The organism is Mycobacterium sp. E1214, from assembly GCF_001666755.1.
Taxonomy (GTDB): domain Bacteria; phylum Actinomycetota; class Actinomycetes; order Mycobacteriales; family Mycobacteriaceae; genus Mycobacterium.
In genome coordinates this window covers 67,264-90,758 of the sequence record NZ_LZJC01000082.1, presented here as the reverse complement: position 1 = coordinate 90,758, position 23,495 = coordinate 67,264, and the positions used below count along the sequence as shown (strand labels likewise).

At 69.6% G+C, this 23,495-nt stretch carries 15 protein-coding genes, 1 tRNA gene and 1 pseudogene; 4 read left to right on the top strand and 13 right to left on the bottom strand.

All coding sequences use genetic code 11. The annotated features are described in order from the left end of the window. Positions 1–41 precede the first annotated feature (41 nt). From A5700_RS09975 to A5700_RS09930, 10 genes are all read right to left on the bottom strand, one after another. Positions 42–710 (bottom strand): hypothetical protein, encoded by a 669-nt coding sequence (locus A5700_RS09975; RefSeq protein ID WP_068069989.1) that lies wholly within the window; start codon positions 708–710, stop codon positions 42–44. Further along, positions 698–1,111, bottom strand: a complete 414-nt coding sequence (locus A5700_RS09970) for a thioesterase family protein (RefSeq protein ID WP_068069987.1) — start codon at positions 1,109–1,111, stop codon at positions 698–700. The genes A5700_RS09975 and A5700_RS09970 overlap by 13 nt, the downstream gene beginning before the upstream one ends. Then, complete coding sequence (locus A5700_RS09965; protein ID WP_068069985.1) at positions 1,108–5,976, bottom strand: NAD-glutamate dehydrogenase; 4,869 nt, start codon at positions 5,974–5,976, stop codon at positions 1,108–1,110. Before A5700_RS09965 ends, A5700_RS09970 begins: the two co-directional genes overlap by 4 nt. 69 nt (positions 5,977–6,045) lie before the next feature. Further along, a complete protein-coding gene (ettA, locus tag A5700_RS09960) occupies positions 6,046–7,722 on the bottom strand; it encodes an energy-dependent translational throttle protein EttA (protein WP_068069983.1) in 1,677 nt (558 codons plus the stop codon). Between the two features lie 74 nt (positions 7,723–7,796). Beyond that, positions 7,797–8,270 carry a single-stranded DNA-binding protein gene (locus tag A5700_RS09955; RefSeq protein ID WP_068069981.1) on the bottom strand — a complete coding sequence of 158 codons (474 nt, stop codon included), beginning with the start codon at positions 8,268–8,270 and terminating at the stop codon, positions 7,797–7,799. Positions 8,271–8,388: 118 nt separating this feature from the next. Beyond that, a complete protein-coding gene (locus tag A5700_RS09950) occupies positions 8,389–10,467 on the bottom strand; it encodes a cytochrome c oxidase assembly protein (RefSeq protein WP_068069979.1) in 2,079 nt (692 codons plus the stop codon). A 30-nt stretch (positions 10,468–10,497) separates the two neighbouring features. Then, positions 10,498–12,864: a glycerol-3-phosphate 1-O-acyltransferase gene (locus A5700_RS09945; protein WP_068069977.1), complete on the bottom strand. Its 2,367-nt coding sequence runs from the start codon at positions 12,862–12,864 to the stop codon at positions 10,498–10,500. Continuing rightward, a complete protein-coding gene (locus A5700_RS09940; RefSeq protein WP_231973793.1) occupies positions 12,861–14,492 on the bottom strand; it encodes an HAD-IB family hydrolase/lysophospholipid acyltransferase family protein in 1,632 nt (543 codons plus the stop codon). Before A5700_RS09940 ends, A5700_RS09945 begins: the two co-directional genes overlap by 4 nt. A gap of 92 nt (positions 14,493–14,584) precedes the next feature. Next, positions 14,585–16,054: a wax ester/triacylglycerol synthase family O-acyltransferase gene (locus A5700_RS09935; protein WP_068070051.1), complete on the bottom strand. Its 1,470-nt coding sequence runs from the start codon at positions 16,052–16,054 to the stop codon at positions 14,585–14,587. A 144-nt stretch (positions 16,055–16,198) separates the two neighbouring features. Beyond that, positions 16,199–17,446, bottom strand: a complete 1,248-nt coding sequence (locus tag A5700_RS09930; RefSeq protein WP_068069972.1) for an alpha/beta hydrolase — start codon at positions 17,444–17,446, stop codon at positions 16,199–16,201. A gap of 185 nt (positions 17,447–17,631) precedes the next feature. Between A5700_RS09930 and A5700_RS09925 the strand changes: the two genes are divergently transcribed. Continuing rightward, positions 17,632–17,705, top strand: a tRNA-Arg gene (locus A5700_RS09925). 188 nt (positions 17,706–17,893) lie between these two features. After that, positions 17,894–19,130, top strand: a pseudogene (locus A5700_RS09920) (amidohydrolase). A 21-nt stretch (positions 19,131–19,151) separates the two neighbouring features. Here the strand turns inward: A5700_RS09920 and A5700_RS09915 are convergent. Next, on the bottom strand, positions 19,152–19,805 hold the full coding sequence (locus A5700_RS09915; RefSeq protein ID WP_068069970.1) for a trimeric intracellular cation channel family protein: 654 nt from the start codon (positions 19,803–19,805) through the stop codon (positions 19,152–19,154). Between the two features lie 517 nt (positions 19,806–20,322). Between A5700_RS09915 and A5700_RS09910 the strand changes: the two genes are divergently transcribed. Together A5700_RS09910 and A5700_RS09905 are read left to right on the top strand one after the other, a co-directional pair. Continuing rightward, entirely contained in the window at positions 20,323–21,333 is a 1,011-nt protein-coding gene (locus A5700_RS09910; protein WP_068069968.1) for a phenylacetaldoxime dehydratase family protein, read from the top strand. A 9-nt stretch (positions 21,334–21,342) separates the two neighbouring features. Then, the gene (locus A5700_RS09905; RefSeq protein ID WP_082960486.1) at positions 21,343–22,335 is read left to right on the top strand and encodes a carbon-nitrogen hydrolase family protein; all 993 of its coding nucleotides are present in this window, start codon (positions 21,343–21,345) and stop codon (positions 22,333–22,335) included. On the opposite strand, the gene A5700_RS09900 is transcribed toward A5700_RS09905, so the two are convergent. Together A5700_RS09900 and A5700_RS09895 are read right to left on the bottom strand one after the other, a co-directional pair. Further along, the gene (locus tag A5700_RS09900) at positions 22,332–22,733 is read right to left on the bottom strand and encodes a nuclear transport factor 2 family protein (protein WP_068069966.1); all 402 of its coding nucleotides are present in this window, start codon (positions 22,731–22,733) and stop codon (positions 22,332–22,334) included. The two genes, A5700_RS09905 and A5700_RS09900, sit on opposite strands and share 4 nt — an antisense overlap. Before the next feature lie 42 nt (positions 22,734–22,775). Next, positions 22,776–23,456 carry a type 1 glutamine amidotransferase domain-containing protein gene (locus A5700_RS09895; RefSeq protein ID WP_068069964.1) on the bottom strand — a complete coding sequence of 227 codons (681 nt, stop codon included), beginning with the start codon at positions 23,454–23,456 and terminating at the stop codon, positions 22,776–22,778. Positions 23,457–23,495 lie beyond the last annotated feature (39 nt).

The following is a 23,495-nucleotide window of genomic DNA, read 5'->3' as shown; positions in this document are numbered from 1 at the left end:
CGGCGGCGAATTAAACTCAGCCTGATCCGGGCGCCCGTCGCTCAGCTCAACAGCAACGCCGGGTCGCCGCGGCGCCGGTACACCGACCCGAACCGGGCGTCGACGCGCAGCCACGTCGGCAGGATGCGGACCCGAATCCGTTCGTCGGAGGCCACGGCATCCGGCGACTGCGGCAGAAAACCCATGGCGGTCAACGCGAACACGCAGCGCATCGGCAACCCCACCTGGGTGTCGGCCGCGCTCACCCGGATCACCTCCTGATCCAGCAGCGAGACGGGTGGGCCGTGAGAGCTGCTGTGCTCCTTGGCGACTCGCGCCCCCCGCTGCGCCAGGTCGAGGATCACCCGGGCGGGGATGTCTTCGAGGTGGGCGAAGCCGGTGTCCGGCGGCAACGCTCCCCGCCACGCCGAATCCATCGCGAACCCCGGGTCGACGTAACCGGCGGCGTCCGGCGACTCCAGGCCGCGCGCCAGCGCGTCGGCGCCCACCGACATGTCTGCCGGGCGCAACCGTCCCGCCACCACGCGGCTGGCCAGCACGTCGAAACCCGTTGCCACCCAAGCGGTGAACAGATCCGGCGACCGGGCGCGGAGCCGGACGATCGCGGCGTCGTCCAGGCGCAGCGCGTGCTCGACGAACGCGGCCAGGTCCCTGCGGTGGGCGGCCCGCGGCTCGCCCAGCCAAAGTCCGCGCTCGCCTACCGCAGCCACCGCTGCAAGTACTCCCGATGCTGTGGCGACAGCCGGACCAGCCGCTCCTCCTCGATGTGGACGGCGGCCAGTTGCGACTCGGCGATGACGGCAGGCTTGGACGCCGGGTCGGCGTTGACCGAGCGCACCTCGTAGCCCAGCGTGAAGTCGACCGCCCGTAACCGCTTGGTCCACATGGTCACCTGCAGCGGCGAATCCGTCAGCCGCAGTTGGGCTTTGTAGGCGACCTTCACCTCGGCGATCAACAACCCGATGGTCCTGATGTCGACCTCGAACGCCTCGCGCAGGAACTGGACCCGCGCCTCCTCCAGGATCGTCACCATGGTCGCGTGGTTGACGTGCTGGTACATGTCGATGTCCGACCAGCGCACCAGCACCGGGGCGACGAAGCCGGCGCTCAACTCGACGACCCCCGTCCGCTGGTGCGGGTCATGCGGCGGATCTGCCGCGCCGCGACCGACAGGGTCGCGAGATCCTTCTCGCCGCACTCCTGGATCTCGAGGAGCGTGCGGCGGGCCCGTTCGACGCGCGACGCGCTCAGGTGTTCCCACTCGGCGATTTTTTCCTCCCCGCTCTCGTCGGGCTCCCCGACCGCCAGCACGTCGAAGCACAACGACCGCACCGAGGCGTAGATGTCGTCCCGAATCGCCAAGCGCGCCAACGAATGCCAGCGGTCGTTGCGGGGCAGCTGCGACACCGCGGTGAGCAGACCGTCGGTGCCCAGCCGGTCCATCAACGCGAAATAGGTGTCGGCGACCTCGGCAGCGTCGATGTCGTTGATGTCGGCGATGTCGATGATGTCGAGCAGGCTGAAGCGGTAGAGCCCGGCGGACACCGTGTAGGCCAGGTCCTCGGGGGCCCCCTGCGCGGCGAACTCGGCGGCCTCGGCCTCCACGATCGCCTTATCGTCGCCGCGCAGCCACTCCGACATCCGCGGCGTCAGCGCCTTGACTTTGGCGGCGAACCGGTTGATCTCGGCGCCCACGGCCAGGGGTTGCGGGCGGTAGTTGAGCAGCCAACGCCCGGACCGGTCGATCAGCCGCCGAGTGTCCAGCGTCATCCGATCGGACAGGGCGACAGGCAGATTCGCCGCGCGGATGCGGCGCCAGATCTCCCCCACGCCGAAGATGGCGTCGGTGGCGACGTAGGTGCGCACGGCGTCGACCGGTCCGACGCCGACGTCCTCGGTGATCCGGAAGGCGTAGCTGATGCCGGCGGTGTCCACCAGATCGTTGATTAGCATGGTGGTGACGATCTCGCGGCGCAGCTGATGGCTGCGGATCTCCGGGGTGAAGCGCTCCCGCAGCGGCGTCGGGAAGTACTGCGGCAGACGCGACGCGAACACGTCCTGCTCGGTGAGCTCGGTGCCCAGCAACTCCTCCTTGAGCGCCAGCTTGACGTGCGCCATCATGGTGCACAGCTCCGGGGAGGTGAACCCGATGCCGGCGTCGTAGCGGCGCTGGATCTCCTTCTCCGAGGGCAGGGCCTCCAGGTCGCGGTGGATGCCGCGTTCGTCGACGAGATATTGCACCAGCCGGGCGTGCACCGGCAGCAGGCTGGCCGCGTTGGCGCGGCTGGTGCCGATCAAGTCGTTCTGGTCCTCGTTGTCGGTGAGCACCAAGCGGGCGACCTCGTCGGTCATCGACTCCAGAAGCGCTTTGCGTTCTTCGGCTTTCACCTTGCCCGCGGTGACCAGGGAGTCGATCAGAATCTTGATGTTGACCTCGTGGTCGGAGCAGTCGACACCGGCCGAGTTGTCCATCGCGTCGGTGTTGATGCGGCCGCCGGACAGGTCGAACTCGACGCGGCCCAGCGCCGTCACGCCGAGGTTGCCGCCCTCCCCGATCACCTTGGCGCGCACCGCAGATCCGTTGACGCGCACCGGGTCGTTGGCGCGGTCACCCACGTCGGCGTCCGATTCCGACTCGGCCTTGATGTAGGTGCCGATGCCGCCGTTGAACAGCAAATCCACCGGCGCCTGCAGGATGGCCCTGATCAGGTTGGGCGGGGTCATCTCGATCGCCCCGGCGTCCTCCGGGGCGTCGATGCCCAGCGCGGCGCGGACCTGCGGGCTGACCGGGATCGCCTTCTGTTCGCGGCTGTACACCCCACCGCCCTCGCTGATCAGCGAGGCGTCGTAGTCCTCCCAGCTGGAGCGCGGCAGCTCGAACATGCGCCGGCGCTCCTCCCACGAGGCGGCCGGGTCGGGATCCGGGTCCACGAAGATGTGCCGGTGGTCGAAGGCGGCGAGGAGCCGAATGTGCTTGCTCAGCAGCATGCCGTTGCCGAACACGTCACCGCTCATGTCGCCGACACCGACCACCGTGAAGTCTTGCGTCTGGGTGTCGACGCCCATCTCGCGGAAGTGGCGTTTGACGGCCTCCCAGGCGCCCTTGGCGGTGATGCCCATGGCCTTGTGGTCGTAGCCCACCGAGCCGCCCGAGGCGAACGCGTCGCCCAGCCAGAACCCGTAGGACTTCGCGACGTCGTTGGCGATGTCGGAGAAGGTGGCCGTGCCCTTGTCGGCGGCCACCACCAGGTAGGCGTCGTCGCCGTCGCGGCGGATCACTTCCGGTGGGGCGCTGACTTTTCCGGTCGCGTGGTCGACGTTGTCGGTGACGTCGAGCAGCCCGGAGATGAACAGCTGATAGCAGGCGACGCCTTCGGCGCGGGTGGCGTCGCGGTCGGCCGCGGCGTCGCCGGTGGGCAGTGGCGGACGCTTGAGGACGAAGCCGCCCTTGGCGCCGACCGGGACGATTACGGCGTTCTTGACCGCCTGGGCCTTCACCAGGCCCAGGATCTCGGTGCGGAAGTCGTCGCGGCGGTCCGACCACCGCAGGCCACCGCGGGCCACCGGCCCGAAGCGCAGGTGCACGCCCTCGACGCGCGGCGAGTAGACGAAGATCTCGTATTTCGGCCGCGGCAGCGGCAATTCGTCGACCAGCTGCGCGTCGAGCTTGATCGCCAAGACATCGCGGGCCCGCGCCGATTCTTCGCGGGTGACGAAGTAGTTGGTGCGCAGCGTCGCCTGCACCAGCGACGCGAACGCCCGCAGGATGCGGTCGGTGTCGAGGCTCATCAACGCGTCGATGTCGGCGGCGACCGCCGCGGCGGCGGCCTGCGCGTCGCGGCCCGTCGACGCGCTGGACGGGCGCGGGTCGAACAGCGCCTCGAAGAGCGCTACCAGGGACCTAGCCGTCGATGGGTGCTCGTTGAGCACCGACTCGATGTAGGACTGGCTGTACGGAAAGCCCACTTGGCGAAGGTATTTGGCGTAGGCGCGCAGCAGCACCACCTGCTGCCAGGTCAGCCGCGCACGCATCACCAGCTCGTTGAACCGGTCCACCTCGACGCGGCCCTGCCAGATCGCGGTGACCGCGTCGGCGAAGCGCTGCGCGGTCGCGTCGCGTTCCGCCGCCGTCGCGTCGAGTTCGATGGTCGGGTGCATCGAGACCTTGAACTGGTAGATCCACACCGGCAGCCCGTCGGGGCGCTCGACGGTGAACGGCCGCTCCTCGAGCACCACGACGCCCATGCTCTGCAGCATCGGCAGCAGCTGGCTCAGCGAGGCGGTGCGGCCGCCCATGAACCAGGTCAGCTGCGCCCCGTGCTCGCCGCGGTCGGTGAACACCAGCTTCACCGAATCGTCTTGCAACGCTTTGATGATCGCGATGTGGTCGATCGCGTCTTTGGGGTCGACGGACTGCTTGTAGGCCTCGGAGAAGGCCCCCGCGTAGTACTCGACGTCGGCGTGCTCGAGCGGCCGGTCCGCCGCGGCGGCGACCAGCCGGTCGGTCCAGGTGCGGGCGGCCTCGGAGAGCAGCGCCTGGATGCGGATCCGGTTCTCCTCGGACACGTCGACCGGCGGGGCGCCCTGCTCGGCGCTGCCCTCTTGCGGCAGCCGGACCATGAAGTGCATGAGCGCCCACGGAGATTCGCTGACGCGGGCGGTGAATTCCAGCCGGGTGCCCCGGAATTCGCGGACCAGGATGTCCTCGATCTGCAGGCGCACCTTGGTGGTGTAGCGGTCGCGGGGCAGGTAGACCAGGCAGGAGACGAAGTACTGCAGCCGGTCGGCGCGCAGGAACAACAGCGCGTGCCGCTGCGACCCCAGGTCCACCACCGCTTTGGCCATCGTCAGCAGCTGTTCGGCGCCCAGGGTGAACAGCTCCGAGCGGGGGACGGTCTGGATGACGTCGAGCAGCAACTGGCCCGGGTGGATGGGGTCGCTGTCGGCCAGCGCGAGCGCTTGGTGCACCCGGCGGGAGATCGTCGGGATCTCCAGCACGTCGGCGTTCATGGCGGCCACGGTGAACAGCCCGACGAACCGGTGCTCCAGGACGCCACCGTCGACGTATTCGCGCACGGCGATGGCGTAAGGGTAGGCGCCGTAGCGCAGGTAGCTGCCGACGACGGACTGCGCGAGCACCAGCAGCCGGTCGTCGTCGGTCAGGCGGGGCCGGGCGCCCGTGCGGGTGCGCAGCACGCCGAGGCCCGGCGAGCCTTCGGCGGCGGAGACCAGGCCGTCGTGCACCCGGCACCGTTGGTAGCCGAGCAGCAGGAAGTGGCCGTTGCCCAGCCAGCGCAGCAGCGCGGCCACGTCATCGCGGTCGGGCGCGGCGAAGTGGTCGTCGGCGTTGTCCTCGACCGCCACCGCCAGGTCGGTCAGCGCGGCGATCAGCGCGGCGGCGTCGCTGGCCACCTGCTGCACGTCGGTCAGCACTTTCGGGAGGAGACGCTCGACCTCGGCGAGGCCCTTGCTGTCGACCGACGGCAGCAGTTGCACGTGGATCCACGCCTCGCCGGCGTACTGCGGGGAGTCGGCCCCCTTCGACTCGACGTTGAGCAGGGCCCCGGAGGGATCGCGGCGCACGTCGAACACCGGGGTCATGATGGCGGCGTAGGGGACGCCGAGCCGGTGCAGCAGCACCGTGACGGAGTCCATCAGCATGCCGCCGTGGTCGGTGACGACCTGCAGCGCGGGCCCGAAGCCGGCCGGGTCATCCGCCGGGTAGACGGCGACGCGGCTCTCGCCGGCGGGGCGTTGCGACCCCAGACGGTAGTGCGCGCCGAGCATGGCGGGGGTGACGATGGCCGCGGGCACGGTGAGGTCGATCGGACCGCTCTCGGCGGCGCCCGGCTCTTCGCCGTGCGGACCGCGGTAGCTCTCGATGTAGGCCTTCGCGATCCAGTCAGGGACGTCCTGCGGCTGGGTGAACGTGGTCCACGGCTTGAGATCCTGTTTCGCTCCGGGATCTATCGTCATGCCGATTGCTCCCAACTGGTCGGCGCGGCTCGCTCGCCCCACCCGTCCGGGCCGGGGCACGAGCTGACACTAGTCGCGCGTCAGCTTCCGGTGGGTCACCCTGTGCGGCCTGGCGGCGTCGACGCCGAGTCGTTCGACTTTGTTCTCCTCGTAGGCACCGAAGTTGCCCTCGAACCAGAACCACTTGGCCTCGTTGTCGGCATCGCCCTCCCACGCCAGGATGTGCGTGCAGGTGCGGTCCAGGAACCAGCGGTCGTGGGAGATGACCACCGCACAGCCGGGGAACTTCTCCAGCGCGTTCTCCAGGGAGCTCAGGGTTTCGACGTCCAGGTCGTTGGTCGGCTCGTCGAGCAGGATCAGGTTGCCGCCCTCTTTGAGGGTGAGCGCCAGGTTCAGCCGGTTGCGCTCACCGCCGGACAGCACGCCGGCGGGCTTCTGCTGGTCCGGGCCCTTGAACCCGAACGCCGACACGTAGGCCCGCGACGGGATCTCGTTCTGCCCGACCTCGATGTAGTCGAGGCCGTCGGAGACGACCTCCCACACCGTCTTCTTCGGGTCGATGCCGGCGCGGCTCTGGTCGACGTAGCTGAGCTTGACCGTCTCGCCCACCTTCACCGTGCCGCTGTCCGGCTCCTCGAGGCCGACGATGGTCTTGAACAGCGTGGTTTTGCCGACGCCGTTGGGGCCGATGACGCCGACGATGCCGTTGCGGGGCAGCGTGAACGACAGGTCCTTGATGAGGGTGCGACCCCCGAAGCCCTTGTCGAGGTGCTCGACCTCGACCACCACGTTGCCCAGCCGCGGCCCGACCGGGATCTGGATCTCCTCGAAGTCGAGCTTGCGCGTCTTCTCGGCCTCGGCGGCCATCTCCTCGTAGCGCTGCAGCCGGGCCTTGCTCTTGGCCTGGCGGGCCTTGGCGCCGGAGCGCACCCAGGCCAGCTCCTCGGTGAGCCGCTTCTGCAGCTTGGCGTCCTTGCGGCCCTGCACCGCGATCCGCTCGGCCTTCTTCTCCAAGTAGGTCGAGTAGTTGCCCTCGTAGGGGTAGGCGCGGCCGCGGTCGAGCTCCAGGATCCACTGCGCGACGTTGTCCAGGAAGTAGCGGTCGTGGGTGACCGCCAGGACGGCGCCCGCATAGGCCGCGAGGTGCTGCTCGAGCCACTGCACGCTCTCGGCGTCCAGGTGGTTGGTGGGTTCGTCGAGCAGCAGCAGGTCGGGCTTGGACAGCAGCAGCTTGCACAGCGCCACGCGGCGCCGCTCACCGCCGGACAGGTTGGTCACCGGTTCGTCCGGCGGCGGGCAGCGCAGCGCGTCCATGGCCTGCTCCAGCTGCGAGTCGAGGTCCCACGCGTCGGCGTGGTCCAGCTCCTCTTGCAGCCGGCCCATCTCCTCCATCAGCTCGTCGGTGTAGTCGGTGGCCATCAGCTCGGCGACCTCGTTGAACCGGTCGAGCTTGACCTTGATCTCGCCCAGGCCCTCCTCGACGTTGCCGCGGACCGTCTTCTCCTCGTTCAGCGGCGGCTCCTGCTGCAGGATGCCGACGGTGGCGTCGTTGGCGAGGAAGGCGTCGCCGTTGTTCGGCTTGTCCAGGCCGGCCATGATCCGCAGGACGCTCGACTTACCGGCGCCGTTGGGGCCCACCACGCCGATCTTGGCTCCCGGATAGAAGCTCAGCGTGACGTCGTCCAGGATCACCTTGTCGCCGTGCGCCTTGCGGACCTTTTTCATCGTGTAGATGAACTCAGCCATGCCGCGGTTGTGCCTTTCTGGTCTTCTCAGCGCTATTCGCCTGTCGCGACCATCCTAGGCACCGCGCGGCGACACTAGGCCGATAGTGGTAGCGCGGCCGACTCGCTTCCTTCGCCGGACGCCTGCGGCCCGGCGGTTCCCGACGGCGGGGCCACCGCGTGAGCGGCGACCTCGTCCGGGCTGGGCCCCGCGTAACCGGGCTTCTCGACGCGCACGATCGCGCGGGAGACGTCGGGCCCCACCGCCGTCGCCCGCAGCTCCAGCGACGAGCGGCGGTTGCCGTCGCGGTCCTCGTACTCGTTGGTGTAGACGTGGCCCACCACGATCACCGGCGCGCCCTTGCCCAGCGCCGCGCCCACCCCGGTGACCAGCTTGCCCCAGCAGTTGACGTTGATGAACAGCGAGTTGCCCGGCTCCCAGCCGCCGTCGGCGGTGCGGCGGCGCGAGTTGCTGGCCACCCGGAACTTGATGACCTCTTGGCTGCCGACCTGGCGGCGCTCGGGGTTGGTGACGATGTGGCCGACGATGGTCAGCGGTGTTTCGAACATGGGCTGATTCCTTTCGGTGTTGCGCGTGACTGCCCGCCAGTCAGCCAATGGGCACCGACAGAGCGGGCGACGCCACGGCGCCCGAATGTGAACCTGTGGAGTAACCGGCGACTGGGGATCAGTCGGAGTCGGCCGGGGACGCGCTGGGGCGTCGCGGCGCCTCTCGGCCGGCGAGCTGGGCCAGCATCGCGTTGTAGGCCGCCAGATCCGCGTCGTCGTCGCGTTCGGCGGCCCGGTCCAGCCGCCGCGCGGTGCGGTCGTCGCTGCGCGCCCACTGCACCAGCAGCGCCAGCATCACGAGCACCAGGGGCAGCTCCCCGGCCGCCCACGCGATGCCGCCGCCCAGCCGTTGGTCGCCCAGCAGGTCGGTGTGCCAGCTCAGCCCGAGCGAGCGGTAGTAGTCGCCGGCCAACACCTTCTTGGTGCCCATGAGGACCACGCCGAAGAACGCGTGCAGCGGCAGCGAGGCGAACACCACGCCCACCTTGGCCAGCGGCGGGATCGGCCGCGGCGTCGGGTCCACCCCGATCACGATCCAATAGAACAGGTAACCGCTGATCAGGAAGTGCAGGTTCATCGCCAGGTGTCCGGCGTGGCTGCTCGCGGTGGTGTCGAACAGGCTCGACAGGTACAGGCCGTAGAAGCCCGCGACGAACAGGACGGTGGCCACCACCGGATTGGTCAGGACTCGCGACAGCCGGCTGTGCAGCGCCGCCAACAGCCATTCCCGCGGGCCCGGCGGGCCGTCGCGCCCGGCCGCGGGCAGCGCCCGCAGCGCCAGGGTGACCGGCGCTCCCAGGGCGAGCAGGATCGGGATCAGCATCGACAGACACATGTGCACGATCATGTGGACGCTGAACATCGCCGGCATGTAGCGCCCGACGCCCGAGGACGTCACGAACAGCAGGACCACGCAGCCGAGCAACCAGGCGGTGGTGCGGCCCGGCGGCCAGCCGTCCCCGCGGCGGCGCAGCCGCAGCACCGCCGCCACGTACACCCCGGCCAGCACGAGGGCCACCGAGCCGAAGATCAGGTCGAAGCGCCAGTCGAGGAGCAGGCGCGCCACCGTGGGCGGGCCGTCGAAGTCGTAGCCGATCTCGGCCTCGGCGATCGAGGGCAGCCGCGACGGCGGGGGCGGCGGCGCGGTGCGCCCGAGGCCGACCGCGACGCCGAAGGTGAGGCCGAACACTGTCGCCTCGACCAGCCCCAGCCGCAGCAGCGCCCGGCGCGCCGCGGCCGGGGCCGTCTCCAGCGCGGCCACCGCCGAGCGGCGCTGGCGCCAGCCCAGGACGCCCAGCGCGCACAGCGCGACGAACTTCACGATCACCAGCCGCCCGTACCCGGAACCCAGCACGTCGGCCGGTGTCAGCCGCACCGAGGCGTTGACCAGGCCGCTCAGCGCCATCGCGACCCAGCACCACAGCGCCACCGCGGAGAACCGCCGGGCAGCCAGGTGCAGCCGACCGCCACCACGCAGCGCATGGACGACCAGAGCGAGCAGGCCGCCGGCCCACAGGCCGGCGGCGACGAGGTGGATCAGCAGGCTGTTGGTGGCCAGGTCGTGGGAGCCACCGGCCGACGAGTGGCCGGTCAGCCCGAGCGGCAGCAGCGTCAGCAACGACCCGGCCAGCAGCGCCGGCGTCCACGACCAGCGCAGCACCGACAGGCTGGCCAGCGTGACCGCCGCGGCCAGCACCGCGGTCCACCGCCAGGCCGACGCGGTGGTGATCAGGCCCGCCAGCGACCACAGCCGCGCCGGGTCGAGCTGCTCGGCCAGCGGGCGGCCCGAGACGTCGGAGATGGTCAGCGGGATCAGCAGCGCGGCGCACACCGCCCACACCGCCGAGGCCGCGGTGCCCAGACGCAGCGCGCGGTACCCGTCGGCGTCGAGGATCCCGCTGCGCTGCGGCGGCGTCAGGAACGCGGCGAACAAGAACGATCCGACGGCCAGCACGCCCGCGATCTCCCCGGCCGCCCGCACGAACGGCAGCCCCAGCGTGGTGGCCGGGCCGGGGTTGGGCAGGCCGGTGGCGCTGAGCGCGTCGGCCAGCGACAGCGCCCCGAGGCCGGCCGCCGTGGCGCCGGCCAGCGCCGCGACCCCGGCCAGCACCGGCCACACCCGCGGGCGCCGCCCGGGCGTGGGCGACGCGTCCGCGGCCGTGGCGTGCGCCGTGTCGGCGGGCCGGGCAACCGTCATGCATCCAGGGTATGGGCCCGCGGCGCCGCGCTAGGCCGGGCGGCCGTCCTGGCGGGCCTGACGGGCCTTGAACTCCCGGGCGACGAACTGCCGGCGCGCCATCTGCCCGATGTAGTCGCAGTCGCGCAGCACATCGCGCAGCTCCCGGCGGAAGGCGTCGCGCCGCGCGCCCAGATCCGGGCCGGTTCCGATCAGGTCCTGGTCGGCGGCGACCTGCCAGGCGGTGGCGAACAGCAGGGTGGAGACCGATTCGCTGCTGCGCACCCGGGTCTGCGCGACGTATTGCCGGCCGACGCCCAGCGCCCGTTCGGTCAGGTCCTGCTGGCTGACGTCGGGCGGCGCGTCCCGCAGCACGTCCGCGACAATCTCGTAGGCCTCGAAGAACACCCGCAGCATGGCGTCGGCCATCAGAGGCCGTTTGGCGAATAGCATCGCGTCGATCTCAGCGCCGCCGGCGGCGACGTGCGCTTCCCAATCGTCGTGCCAGGCAACCTCTTCGGCGATGTTGCCGCGGAATGCCGCGGAGTCGGCGAAATAGAAGTCGAACTTGAGCAGGTCGCGCAGCCGCATGGCCTGCGCCCAGAACGCCTCGCGGCGATCACCGGGTGCGTGCCGCGCGTGCGCCAGCGCCAGCTCGACGATCGAGGTCTCCAGGAAGGCGTGGATCACCGAGTTGCGGTAGAACGCGGCGGCGTGCTGCTCCTCCGGAGCGATCTGCCACACCGGCTCCCGGCCGCCGTCCACCCGGGTGACGGGGTGCCCGTTGGAGAGCGCGTCCACCGCGGCGCGCACACCGTCGCTCGTGCGCAGCCGCAGGGCGCTCGTGGAGATGGGATTCTGCTTGCGTTCCAGGTAGTCCAGCGAGTCCTGCAGGGTGTGGTGCAGCTGATCGAGCGTCAACGCTGCGCCGCGGGTGGTGAGCAGCAACGCGCACACCAGACCCGTCGCCGTCACCGGCGTCGCCTGCAGGATGCGCCACGCCACCTCAAACGACATCTTCTGCAGCGCAAGCCGTTTCGCGTCGGGATCGAGCGCCAGCGGGCCGTGCGCCGGCCCAAGGTACTGCCGCATCGACACGGCCTCGGGGAAGCGGACGTAGATCTTGCCGTAGTTGCGCTCGCCCTGCGCGCGGATGAAGTTGTACAGCCACCCCACGCCCTCGGGCGTCTTCTCCCCGCCCTGGGCGTAGGCGGCGTACTCGGCGGTCTCGTGCAACTGGTCGAAGCTGATCGAAACCGGTTGCAGCAAAATGTCTTCGCTTCGTGCGTCGAGATAGGCGTCGGCGACGTAGGACAGCAGGCCGAGTTTCGGCGGCAGCATCTTGCCGGTGCGCGAGCGGGTGCCCTCGATGGACCAGCTCAGGTTGAACCGCTTTTCGACGATGTAGCCGACGTATTCGCGCAGCACGTATTTGTAGAGCGCGTTAGTGCCGATGTTGCGGCGGATGAAGATGACGCCGGAGCGGCGCAGCAGCGGCCCCATGACCCCGAACGACAGGTTGATGCCGGCGAATACGTGCACCGGCGGCAGCCGGTTCTCCTGCATCGCCACCGGCACCACCGCGCCGTCGATGTAGGACCGGTGCGAGAACAGCAGGACGGCCGGGTGCGCGTCCAGCGCGTCGCGCATCGCCGCGACCTGATAGGCGTCGTAGTCGATCTCGGGATCGAACCCGCGCGAGATCATCCGGCCCAACACCGAGACCAGGTCCACCGAGACGCGGCTCCACCCGGTGGCGAGCTCGTCGAGCATGCTGCCGGCCTCGTCCAGCGTGGCGCCGGGGATCTTCTTCAGGCCTTCGCGAAACCGGTTGGACGCCAAGATCTCCGGCTTCACCAGCCGGGGGGATTTGTACTGGGGTCCGAGGATGCGGTACTCGACGCGCTCCATGGCCAGCAGCGCGCGCCGGATCACGAATTGGGCGAAGTCCCGCTTGTCCTGCGCGGCGGTGGTGTCGCGCCACTGCCGGCGCAGCTCCGACACCGTGGCCGCCTCCCCCGCGACCACCCGCGCGCGCTGCGGCGCGGCGGCCACGATGCGCTGCTGCTCCCGCGGGTTGGGGTGGTAGGGGTCGCGCCCGGGCAGCAACCCGGCGAGCTTGGCGACGCGCCCGCGATCGGGTGCAGGCAGCCAGAACACCCGCACCGGGACGATCGATCGGTCCTCCCCCGCGTCCAGGCCCGACTCGAGTTGCTCGGCGAACGCCATCAGGGCCGACGCCGGCGCGTCCAGCGGCGGCAGCGTGACCAGGTTGACGGCCGCGTCCGGGCGGCCGGCGCGCTGCCGCTCCAGCCACGCCGTGACCAGCTGCGCCTCGACCGGTGAGGTCATGGCCGCCAGCACCAGGCAATCGCGCCCGGTCAGCACCGCGCTGGCATCGGCGGCCAGTTCGGTCACGGGTGCCCTTGGTGATCCCGGGACTGCAGCGCCTCGCCATTGCCGAGGTCGACCTGCGACTCGTTCGGATTGCTCCGCGGCTCAGCGGGTTTCGCCGCGGCCTTCTTGGCGGGCGCCTTGGCCGCGGCCTTACGAGCCGGAGCCTTCTTGGCCGGAGCCTTGCGGGCCGGGGCCTTCTTCGCGCGGGCCGCCTGCTTCTCCGCGTAGAGGTCCACCTGCGGCAGCTCGTCGACGGGCCAGTTGGCCAGCGTGTCGAGGTAGAGCTGGCGGACCCCCGCGATGCGCTCGGGCAGATCCTCCAACGTCCAGTCCTGCACCGAGATCGGCGGGAAGACGGCCACGTCGACGGTGCCCGGGTTGATGGTGACGGAATTGCGGGCGGCGACGATCTCCGCGTTGCGAATCACGATGGGCACGATGGGAATTCCCGCGGCCATCGCGAGGCGGAACGGGCCCTTCTTGAACGGGCCGACCTCGGTGGTGTCCAGCCGGGTCCCTTCCGGCGCCATCACGATGGACAGGCCGCTTTTGGCCCGCTCCTCCACCGTGCGCATCGTCTCCAGCGCGGCCGCCGAATCGTCGCGGTCGATGAACACGCCGTCCAGCGCCTTGCCCAGCAGCGCCATGATGGGGTTCTTCTGCAGCTCCTTCTTGGCCACCGCGACCCAGTTGTCGTTGACCAGCGCGCCGGCGATCACGGGGTCGACCTGGTTGCGGTGGTTGTAGATGAAGACGGCCGGGCGTTGCGCGGTGAGGTTTTCCTTGCCCACCACGTTGAGGTGCACGCCGGTGGTCGCGAGCACCGTCTGGGAGAACACCGACGTGAAGAAGTTGGCCCCGCGGCGGCGGTTGCGGGTCAGCACACCCATGGCGACCGCCCCGGCCCCGACCGGGACGATCGAGCCGAGGCCGGCGAGCGTGCGCACCTGCCGTCGCAGGCCGACCGGGCCGCGGCTGTTGAACCGCAGGATCGGCCAGCCGCGGCGCTTGGCGACCGCCGCCATCTTGCCCTCGGGGTTGGTGGGGCGCGGGTTGCCGACCAGGTACATCAGGGCGACGTCCTCGTCGCCGTCGGCGTAGAAGTAGCTGTCCTTCAGGTCGATGTCGTGCTCTGCCGCAAAGCGTTGCACCGCAGCGGCTTTGCCCGGCCCCCACAGAATCGGCTTTTCGACGCCGCCGGTGAGGATGCCGTCGTCGTTGACCTCGAACTTGTTGGTCAGCATGTTGGGGATGCCCAGGAAGCGCGCGACGGGGTTGACCTGGATGGTCAGGGCCGACGAGCTGAGCACCACGGTGTGGCCACGCGCCATGTGGGCCCGCACCAGCTCGCGCATCTCCGGGTAGATCCGCGACTCGATGCGCTGGACGAACAGACGCTCGCCGATCTCCTCCAGGTCGTCGAGCAGCCGCCCGGCCAGCGCCGCGGCGGCCTTGCCGATGAGGTCCTCGAACTCGATGCGCCCCAGGGTGTGGCTCAGGCCCGCCTGCACCATGCTGAGCAGCTCGCCCACGCCCATGTCGCGGCGCAGCAGCCGCTCCTGAGTGAGGATGATCGCCGTGAAGCCCGCGACCAGCGTGCCGTCGAGGTCGAAGAACGCGCCGATCGCGGGCCCGGGCGGGCTGGCCATGATCTCGGCGACCGAGCCCGGCAACCGCAGGTCCTTGTCCCGCGGCTCGGGCTGCCGGCTGCCGCGCTTGGCGTCGGACTGCCGCGGCGCGCTCACGAGCCCACCACCGTCCGCGCCGAGGTGGCCGGTTCGGTGAAGGACGCCGGCACGGCCTGCGGCGCCGCGTCGCCGGCCAGCGCCAGGATCTCGTCGAAGCCCTCGAGCAGGCATTGGGCGAACAGCGGCTCGTTGCGGACCGCGGCCCTGTCGTAGCGCACGGTGACGGTGCACCAACCGCCCCGCGAGATCAGCACCACCATCATCGCCACCCCCGGCAGCGGACCGATGCCGTACTGGCGCAGCACCTTTGCGCCGGCGATGTAGGTGTCGCCCGGGAACACCGGCACGTTGCTGGCCTGGACGTCCGAGCCGATCACCGAGCCGGTGATGCCTTCGAGCACCGCCGTCGGCAGGACGCTGAGCACCGGCGCCAACGACCCGACGATGTTCATCGCGGGCTCGTCGCGGCGCTGGGTCATCTGCGCCCGGATCTTCGCGATCCGAGCGACGGGGTCGACGGTGCCCACCGGCGCGGCCAGATTGACGCCCGTGAACCGGTTGCCGCCGGCGGTGTCGGCGTCGGCCCGCAGGTTGACCGGCACCGCCATCGGCAGAGTCTTGATCGGCACGCCGAGCGCCTCGTGGTAGCGGCGCAGGGCCCCGCACAGGCCCGCCAGGTAGGCGTCGTTGATCGACCCGCCGCCCGTCTTGGCCGCCTTGTGCAGGTCGGCGAGCGGGATGTCGATGGCCTCGGTGCGGCTGGCCAGGCTGCGCCGGCGCAGCAGCGGCGACGGCTCGGCGGCCCGGTTGAGCACCCGCATCCCCGACAGCGCGTACCCGACGATCCCGGACACGGTGGCCGTCGGCTCCAGCACCGCGCGCCCCGCGGCCGACACCGCCCCGGACACGGCGCTGACGAGGCTGCCGACGAGCGCCAGGGGCAGCTGGTTGATGCCTTGGCGCATCAGGTCGTTGGGCGTGAGGTCCTGCGGGATCGGCAGCGGCGGCGTCGGCCTGGCCGGGGGTTCGCGCTCGAGGTCGTAGATTTCGGCGAACATCTCGACCCCGCCGACGCCGTCGGTGACCGCGTGGCTGACGTGCAGCAGGGTCGCCGCGCGGCCGTCGGCCAGGCCCTCCACCAGCGTGGCGGTCCACAGGGGCCGGGAGATGTCCATCGGGGACTGCAGGATCACCTCGGCGAGGTCGAAGACGTCGCGCAGCGTGCCGGGTCCGGAGACCCGCACCCGCCGGACGTGGAAGTCCAGGTTGAAATCGGGGTCCACGACCCAGCGCGGCGACGCCGTGGGCAGCGTCGGCACCACCACCTTCTGGCGCAGCCGCAGCACCCGCCGGGAGGCGTTGTCGAAGCGCGTGCGGAACTGCTGCCAATCCGGGGTGGTGTCGAGGACCTCGAGCGCCATGATGCCCGAGCGGGTCCGCGGGTTGGCTTCCCCCCGATGCATCAGGTAGTCGACCGGCCCCAGCTCGTCGGACAACGCGATGGCCTTGACGGGTTCAGTCATGGTCGTGCAGCTCGACGCGTCAACCTGGTCACCGTCGCTCAAGCCTCCTGTCTGGGACCGCCCGCCCACCCGATAATCACCACAACGCTAGTCGGGTTACCGCGCCGGTGAAAGGAGCCCGGGCCGCGGCGGTGGGAGCGCGGCTCAGCTGGCCGAAGTCGCGGTCAGCGGGGCGGAATCGAGCAGCGAGCTGACCCGGCGGCCGTAGATAACGCCCAGGAAGTCCGCGACCGCGTCGGCGGCCAGCCGCGACCGCACCGTGGGGGTGATGTCGAAGGCGTGGTGGGCGTTGGCGAGTTCGGCGTGGGCCACCGTGGCGGCGCCGGCGGAGCGCAGCGCCGCGCAGAAGGCTCGCGCCTGGCCGCTGGGCACCAATTCGTCCTTCTCCCCGTGCAGCACGAAGAAGGGCGGTGCGTCGCGGTGCACGTAGGAGACGGGCGAGGCCGCCGAGAACCGTTCGGGCGTCTCGGCGTAGCGGGCCTTCATGACGAACCGTTCCAGGAACGGCAGCATCAGCTCGTGCATGTTGTCGAAGTCGGTGAAGTCGTAGACGCCGTAGTACGGCGCGACGGCCTGCACCGTGGTGTCGGCGCGCTCGAACCCGGGCTGGAAGGTCGGGTCGTTGGGCGTCAGGGCCGCCAGGGAGGCGAGGTGCCCGCCGGCCGAGCCACCGGTGATCGCGATGAAGTCGGGGTCGCCCCCGTAGGCGGCGATGTTTTCCCGGACCCACGCGATCGCCCTTTTGACGTCGATCAGGTGAGCCGGGAACGCGCAGCGCGGGCTCTTGCTGTAGTCGATCGAGACGCAGATCCAGCCGAGTTCGACCATCCGGCTCATCAGCGTGTAGGCCTGCGGGCGACGGCCGTTGAGCGCCCACGCCCCGCCCGGCACCTGGATCAGGACCGGGGCCCGGCAGCCGGGCGCCAGGTCGTGGCGCCGCCAGATGTCGAGCAGGTTGTCGCGGCCACCCGGGCCGTAGGAGATGTCGGAGGTCTGCCCCGCGTAGCGGCGGTGCGGGCCGGGCCTGCCGAGGCGCCCGGCCCGTGGCGCGCACGCGGACCCCACGAACGCCGGATGGCACACCTGCTCACGGAACTGCGGCCCCAGGGCCTCCTCGAGCGCGGCGGTGAGGGCGCGGTCGGCCCGTTGGGCCGCCCAGGTGTTGCCCACCCGGCCGATCGACGGGTGCGCGACGCGTGACAGCGCGTGCCCGGTCACCACGTGCGGCGGGAATTCGGTGGAGAGCCAGCCGGCGACGCAGCTCGCGATGAACGGCGAGCCCCGCAGCAGCAGCCCACCGGCCCGGCAGGCGTTCCTGGCGTCGGCCGCCAGGCGCAGCGCCTGCGCGCCGGCCCGCGCGCACCGGGAAGTCAGGTCTACGGCCACGCTCATTGCACGCCCACCCCTTGGGGTTATGCACACGCCTCGTTGCGGTGAACGGCCGTTTACCGGCCGGTGTTGTACGTGTGTCGAGAGTCCATACACTAGCCGATAGTTGCGGCGCGCGAAGGGTTTTCGCGCGCGTCGCGGCGGCCGATCCGGCCGCCGGCGGCGTTGGATAGACTGACCTGCGCATTGCCTCCGTAGCTCAGGTGGATAGAGCAAGGGCCTTCTAATCCCTAGGTCGCACGTTCGAGTCGTGCCGGGGGCGCTTTGTAGCCGGGCACTTCTGGCCTGTGCGGCCTCGGTTGATCCTCGACACTCCGTAGGGAGTCGGGAACGGCCGAGCAGATCAGCCTCATGGCGACGGGTGAAGGGCAACAATAGAAGCACGCATCTTCTGCGCTTCCAGCTACCGCAACCGGAGGAAAGTTGAGCGCCGCGTCGAACGCCGCCGCCATCTTGGGCGGCCTGGCCGAGATCCGTCACTGGCAGGAAGACCTCTATCGCGACCTGCACCAGCACCCCGAGCTGTCCCATCAGGAACATCGGACCGCCAAGCTCGCCGCGGACCGGTTGCGCGACTGGGGCTACGAGGTCCACGACCGCATCGGCGGCACCGGCGTCATCGGCGTGTTGCGCAACGGCGACGGCCCGTCGGTACTGATGCGCGCCGACATGGACGCGCTGCCCGTCGAAGAAGCCACCGGTCTCCCGTACGCCAGCACCGTTCGGGCTACCGACGGCGCTGGTCAGGAGGTCCCCGTCATGCACGCGTGCGGCCACGACGTCCATGTCACGTGTCTGCTGGGCGCCGCCGCACTGCTCGCTGACGCGCGGCGGCACTGGCGCGGAACAGCGGTCGCGCTCTTTCAGCCCGCCGAGGAGGTGGGTGACGGTGCCCGCGGGATGGTCGATGACGGCCTGGCCGAGGCCGTGCCGTCTATCGACGTGGCTCTTGCCCAGCATGTCCTGCCGGCGCCGGCGGGACACGTCGGCACGCGTCGCGGCCCGGTCCTGTCGGCTGACCGACAGCATGCGCATCACGGTCTACGGCCGCGGTGCGCACGGCTCGATGCCGCAGGCCGCCGTCGATCCCGTGGTGCTCGCGGCGATGATCGTCATCCGGTTGCAGACCATCGTCTCCCGGGAGGTCGCCGGCTCCGACACGGTCGTCTTGACGATCGGAAGCATCCGCGCCGGCAGCAAGAGCAACGTGATCGCCGATCGTGCCGTCCTGGAACTGAACCTGCGGACGTATGACGACTCCGTGCGCGCCTCGGTCCTCGCCGCGATCCGGCGCATGGTCGCCGCCGAGTGCCAGGCCTCGGGCTCACCCAAGGAGCCCGAGTTCGAGCTCTACGACAGCTTCCCCCGCACGGTCAACGACGACGCGGTCACTGACCGGGTCAGCGACGCCTTCGCCGGATACTTCGGCGATCGCTTCCGGCCGATCGCGGCACAGTCGGCCAGTGAGGACTTCAGCGACATCCCGAACGCGCTCGGCGTCCCCTACACGTACTGGGGCATCGGCGGAATCGACGCGCAGCAGTACCGCGAGGCCGCCGAAGCCGGAACGGTTGCTCAGGCCATTCCCGTCAACCACGCGCCGACCTTCGCCCCGGTGATCCAACCCACCCTGGACACCGGCACCCAAGCGCTGGTGGTTGCCGCCTCGGCCTGGCTCGCCACCTGAATCCTCCGCCGGTCCGATGCGCTACTCGGCGTCGGCGCCACGGGAACCGTGGCCGTCGCGCGGCATGCTCGGGGCGTTGAGACCAAACCGGACACCGAGCATCCGGATCAGGAAGCACACCGCGGCGGCTCCCGCCGCGGCCGGTAGGCCGTAGACGCCCAGCTTCATGGCGGCCACGGTGAGCCCTGCGGCCGCCAGTGCCGGAATTGCATACAGTTCCTTGCGCAGCACGGTCGGAACGAGCCCGACCAAGGCGTCGCGAATCGTGCCGCCGCCCACCGCGGTGACGACCCCGAGCGCAGCCGCCGGTGCGACCCCGAGGCCGAATTCCACTGCCTTGCTGGCGCCGATGACAGCGAACACGCTCAAGCCGACCGCGTCCAGCACGATGATCAGCTTCCCCAACCGCCCCAGCCACCAGCTCAACCCAAACGCAATGAGCGCGCCACCAGCGGCCAGAGCGAAGTAGCGCCAGTCGCGAAACGTCGCCGGCGGTATCGCGCCGATGAGCACGTCGCGGATGACGCCGCCACCAAGCGCCGTCATCATTCCCAGGGTGACGACGCCGACCAGGTCGAGCCGCGCGGCACGCACCGCGGTCAGCGCCCCGTTGAGTCCGAACACGAATGTGCCAAAAAGGTCCAGCGCCAACAGTAGCGATGATTCGGTGTTCACATCGCCATGTAACACGGCGCCCGACACTGTCATCACCCTCTGATCGTGCCTCATCGGTGCCGCGGTCACACTCACATCGACGCGGCGGCAACGGCTGAGTACCGCGCCTTGGTTCCCCACGCCGAATAAGGGCGCCACCTCTCACCGACGCCGAGGATCTGCCGAACTGGCTGTAGCACAAACAAAAACGCGAAGATTCGAGAAGCCACGAGAGCGCCGTGGACGGGCCCACGAGAGATCGGCCGTCGGGTAATTGCCGCGCTGGCGCCTCGACGCGAATCGGTCAACGACCGCCAGAGTTTGGTCGATTTCAGCCAGCGACAGGGTGATTCGCCGCTCGGCGGTGATACTGGTCGGCAGCAAGGTAGCCCAGTGCTGCACACCGCGACGAGGTTGGACTCGAGGAGTTTGCCGCATGGACATTTTCGAGCCGACCTATGAGCGCACCGTGGCCGCGCGCCGACCCCCCAACTTCACCCCGCCGTCCGTTCGATTTTCCTTGAGGTGGCGACGGCCGGTGCCCGAACTGGTCTCCGACTGGTTCGCGGTGCAGGGCGCCGCACCGGACAGTCCCGCGTCGGTGGAGTTCGTGGCGCGCTTACGCGAGGCTTTCGGGCGCCCGCACGGCCCGGAAGCGTTCGAAGTCATGGTGTGCCCGCGCGACGAGGCGGGACAACCGGCCACCGTCGTGGTCGCGTACTGGACCTCCACCTCGGCGCACGGATGGTGGTGGGTGCGGGCCGGTCTCGCGCCGTGGTGGGGCTCCGTCGACCGGGAACGCGAGACCGTCGGATACTGGCGCGAAACGATCGTGTGCCCGTACGACCGTCACGAAACCATCTTTTCGAAGAGCGACTATCGCATCGGACTGGGCCGCACCCCGGACACCGAAATCGTCAAGATCACCAACAACGGCTACAGCGGCGCCGCGCGGGACCGAATCCCGATCACCGCGGTCGACGAGATCGAGTCCCCTCTCGGGGTGGCGGTGCACTACGACGACGCCATCGACCCGCGCGGGCGCCGTCTGCTCAGCTTCCTGCCGCTCAACACGCTGGTGATGCGCTCCGGGCAGTACTGGCACGACTCCGAACCGGAACAGGCCAAGGACTACGAGGACGCGTTGCGGCCCAAGCTCGACCGCGGAATGGACTACCTGGTGCATCACCCCGACACGGGATGTGTGTACCTGCGGCAGCTGACCAACGTCGACGACGACTTCACCCCACGCCGCGAAACGTCGGTGTATGCGGTATTCCAGGATTACGCCGGCCTGGAATCGTGGGCCGCCGACCACCCGACGCATCACGCCATCTACGACCATCAGATCGCGATGGGTCACAAGTACGGCCCGCGCCGCGACGTCATCACCTGGCACGAGGCCTTCGCGTTGCCCGCCAACAACCGTTTCGAATACATCAACTGCGCACCGGGCACCGGGATGACTCGGGTGGGGTCGTTACTGATGCCGGCGCGGCCAACCACCGACCGACCCACGGCGACGCTGGCGTCGCTGGACACCGTTTAGGAGGACGTCGTGACCGTTACCCGCGCCGCGGTGATTCAAGCCGGAACCACACCCTTCGATCGTTGCGGTGCCATCGAATTAGTCGACCACTGGGCGGCACGCGCCGCCGAGAACGATGCCCGGGTGGCAGTGTTTCCCGAAGCGTTCATCGGTGGCTACCCCAAGGGCAGCCACTTCGGCGCTGTCGTCGGGCAGCGATCCCGCGAGGGCCGCGACGAGTATCTTCGCTACTTCAAGGCCGCCATCGACGTGCCGGGCGCAGACACCGACCGGCTGGGGCAGATCGCTCGTCGCCACCGCAGCTACCTGGTGATCGGCGCCATCGAGCGGGGCGGGTCCACGTTGTATTGCAGCGCGCTGTACTTCGCTCCCGATGGTTCCCTGCTGGGCAAGCGCCGCAAGCTGATGCCCACCGCCGCCGAACGCCTGGTGTGGGGATTCGGTGACGGCTCGACGATGGCGGTGTACGACACCGACGCCGGCCGGCTGGGTGCGGTGCTGTGTTGGGAGAATCTGATGCCGACCGCGCGGCTGGCGATGTACGAACAGGGCATCCAGATCTATTGCGCACCAACCGCTGTCGGCCTGGACAGTCACCACGCAACGATGCGACACATCGCCCAGGAAGGACGCTGTTTCGTCTTGGCGGCCAACCAGGTGATGCGGGTCAAGGACTTCCCCGCCGATCATCCCCGCGCATTCGGTGACGACCCGGAGACGCTCGTTTCCAACGGCGGCAGTTCGATCATCGGCCCACTGGGCGACGTCCTGGCCGGGCCGGTGTACGACGAGGAAACCGTACTGGTCGCGGATCTAGATCTGGACGACATCGTACGCGCCAAATACGACTTCGACGTGGTGGGTCACTACTCGCGACCCGACATCTTCCACCTGTCGATCAACCGGACGGCACAGCAGGCCGTCCGATCGACGAACGACGTCACGCCGGAGAACACGACGGAAGCGCAGGAACGCGAACATCATTCGCCGCCGATCGGCTAGGCGAAGTACGCGAACAGCGCGTCAATATCGCTGAGGTATGACACGATCTCGGTGATCTTGCCGTCCGGGTCGACCGTGAGCGTCGTGGCCAAATGCTCGTCGATGCGCCGCTCCCCCTGAATCCCCCAATTGTGGAAGATCAGCGCGATGTCGCCGTGCGCGTTGACGCAGACATGCTCGACGAACAGGTTGAGCTGCGCCTCGTTCAGCACGGCCAGTCGCTCGACGAGCGCATCGGGGCCGACCTTGGTGCCCAAGGTCGGGTTGGCACCGTTACTCGGTAAGACCCACCGGCAGCCGTCGCTGACAGCAGCCCGGATGGCGTCGACGTCCCTGCTGTTGAGGGCCATGGCGAACGCCTCGCCGATGCGGTAGCGATCGTCGTACGTTCGTGGCACGCGGAACTCCTTGCGGCGAGAGGGGCGGGCCGGTCGATCCGGTCACTGGGTGAGCTGAGCCAGCAACGCTTCCGCGACGCCCTGGGCCGAACCGGGATTCTGGCCGGTGATGAGCTGACCATCGATCACGACGTGGGGTTGCCAGTTCGCGACCTTCTCGAAAATCCCGCCCAGCCGGACGAACTCGTCTTCGATGAGGAAGGGCACGTCGTCGAGCGCCTTGGAATCCACTTCTTCGGCGTTGGTGAAACCTGTGACGTGTCTGCCGGCGACCAGGGGCTGCCCGTCGGGGGTTTGGGTGCGGCGCAGCGACCCTGGACCGTGGCACACGCTGGCCACGTATTTGCCTGCGGCGTAGAACGCTTCGATCAGGGCAATCGACGACTTGTCTTCCACGACGTCAAACATCGGCCCGTGACCGCCCGGATAGAAGATGGCGTCGAAGTCCTCCGCAGCGACCGATGCGAGCACCGCGGTGTCCGCCAACGCCGCCTGGGCTGTCGCGTCCGCATCGAAGCGGTGACACACCGGCGCGTCGAAGGGCGGGTTGGTGCTTCGCGGGTCGACAGGGGGCTTACCGCCCTTCGGTGACGCGATCGTCACCTGGTGGCCGGCGTCGGTGAAGACGTAGTAGGGAGCGGCGAGCTCTTCGTACCACAGACCGGTCTGCACGCCACTGTCGCCGAGCTGGTCGTGCGAGGTGACGACAAACAACAACTTCATGAGTTCTCCTTGCTGATGCTCGGCCGCAACGGGTGGTGA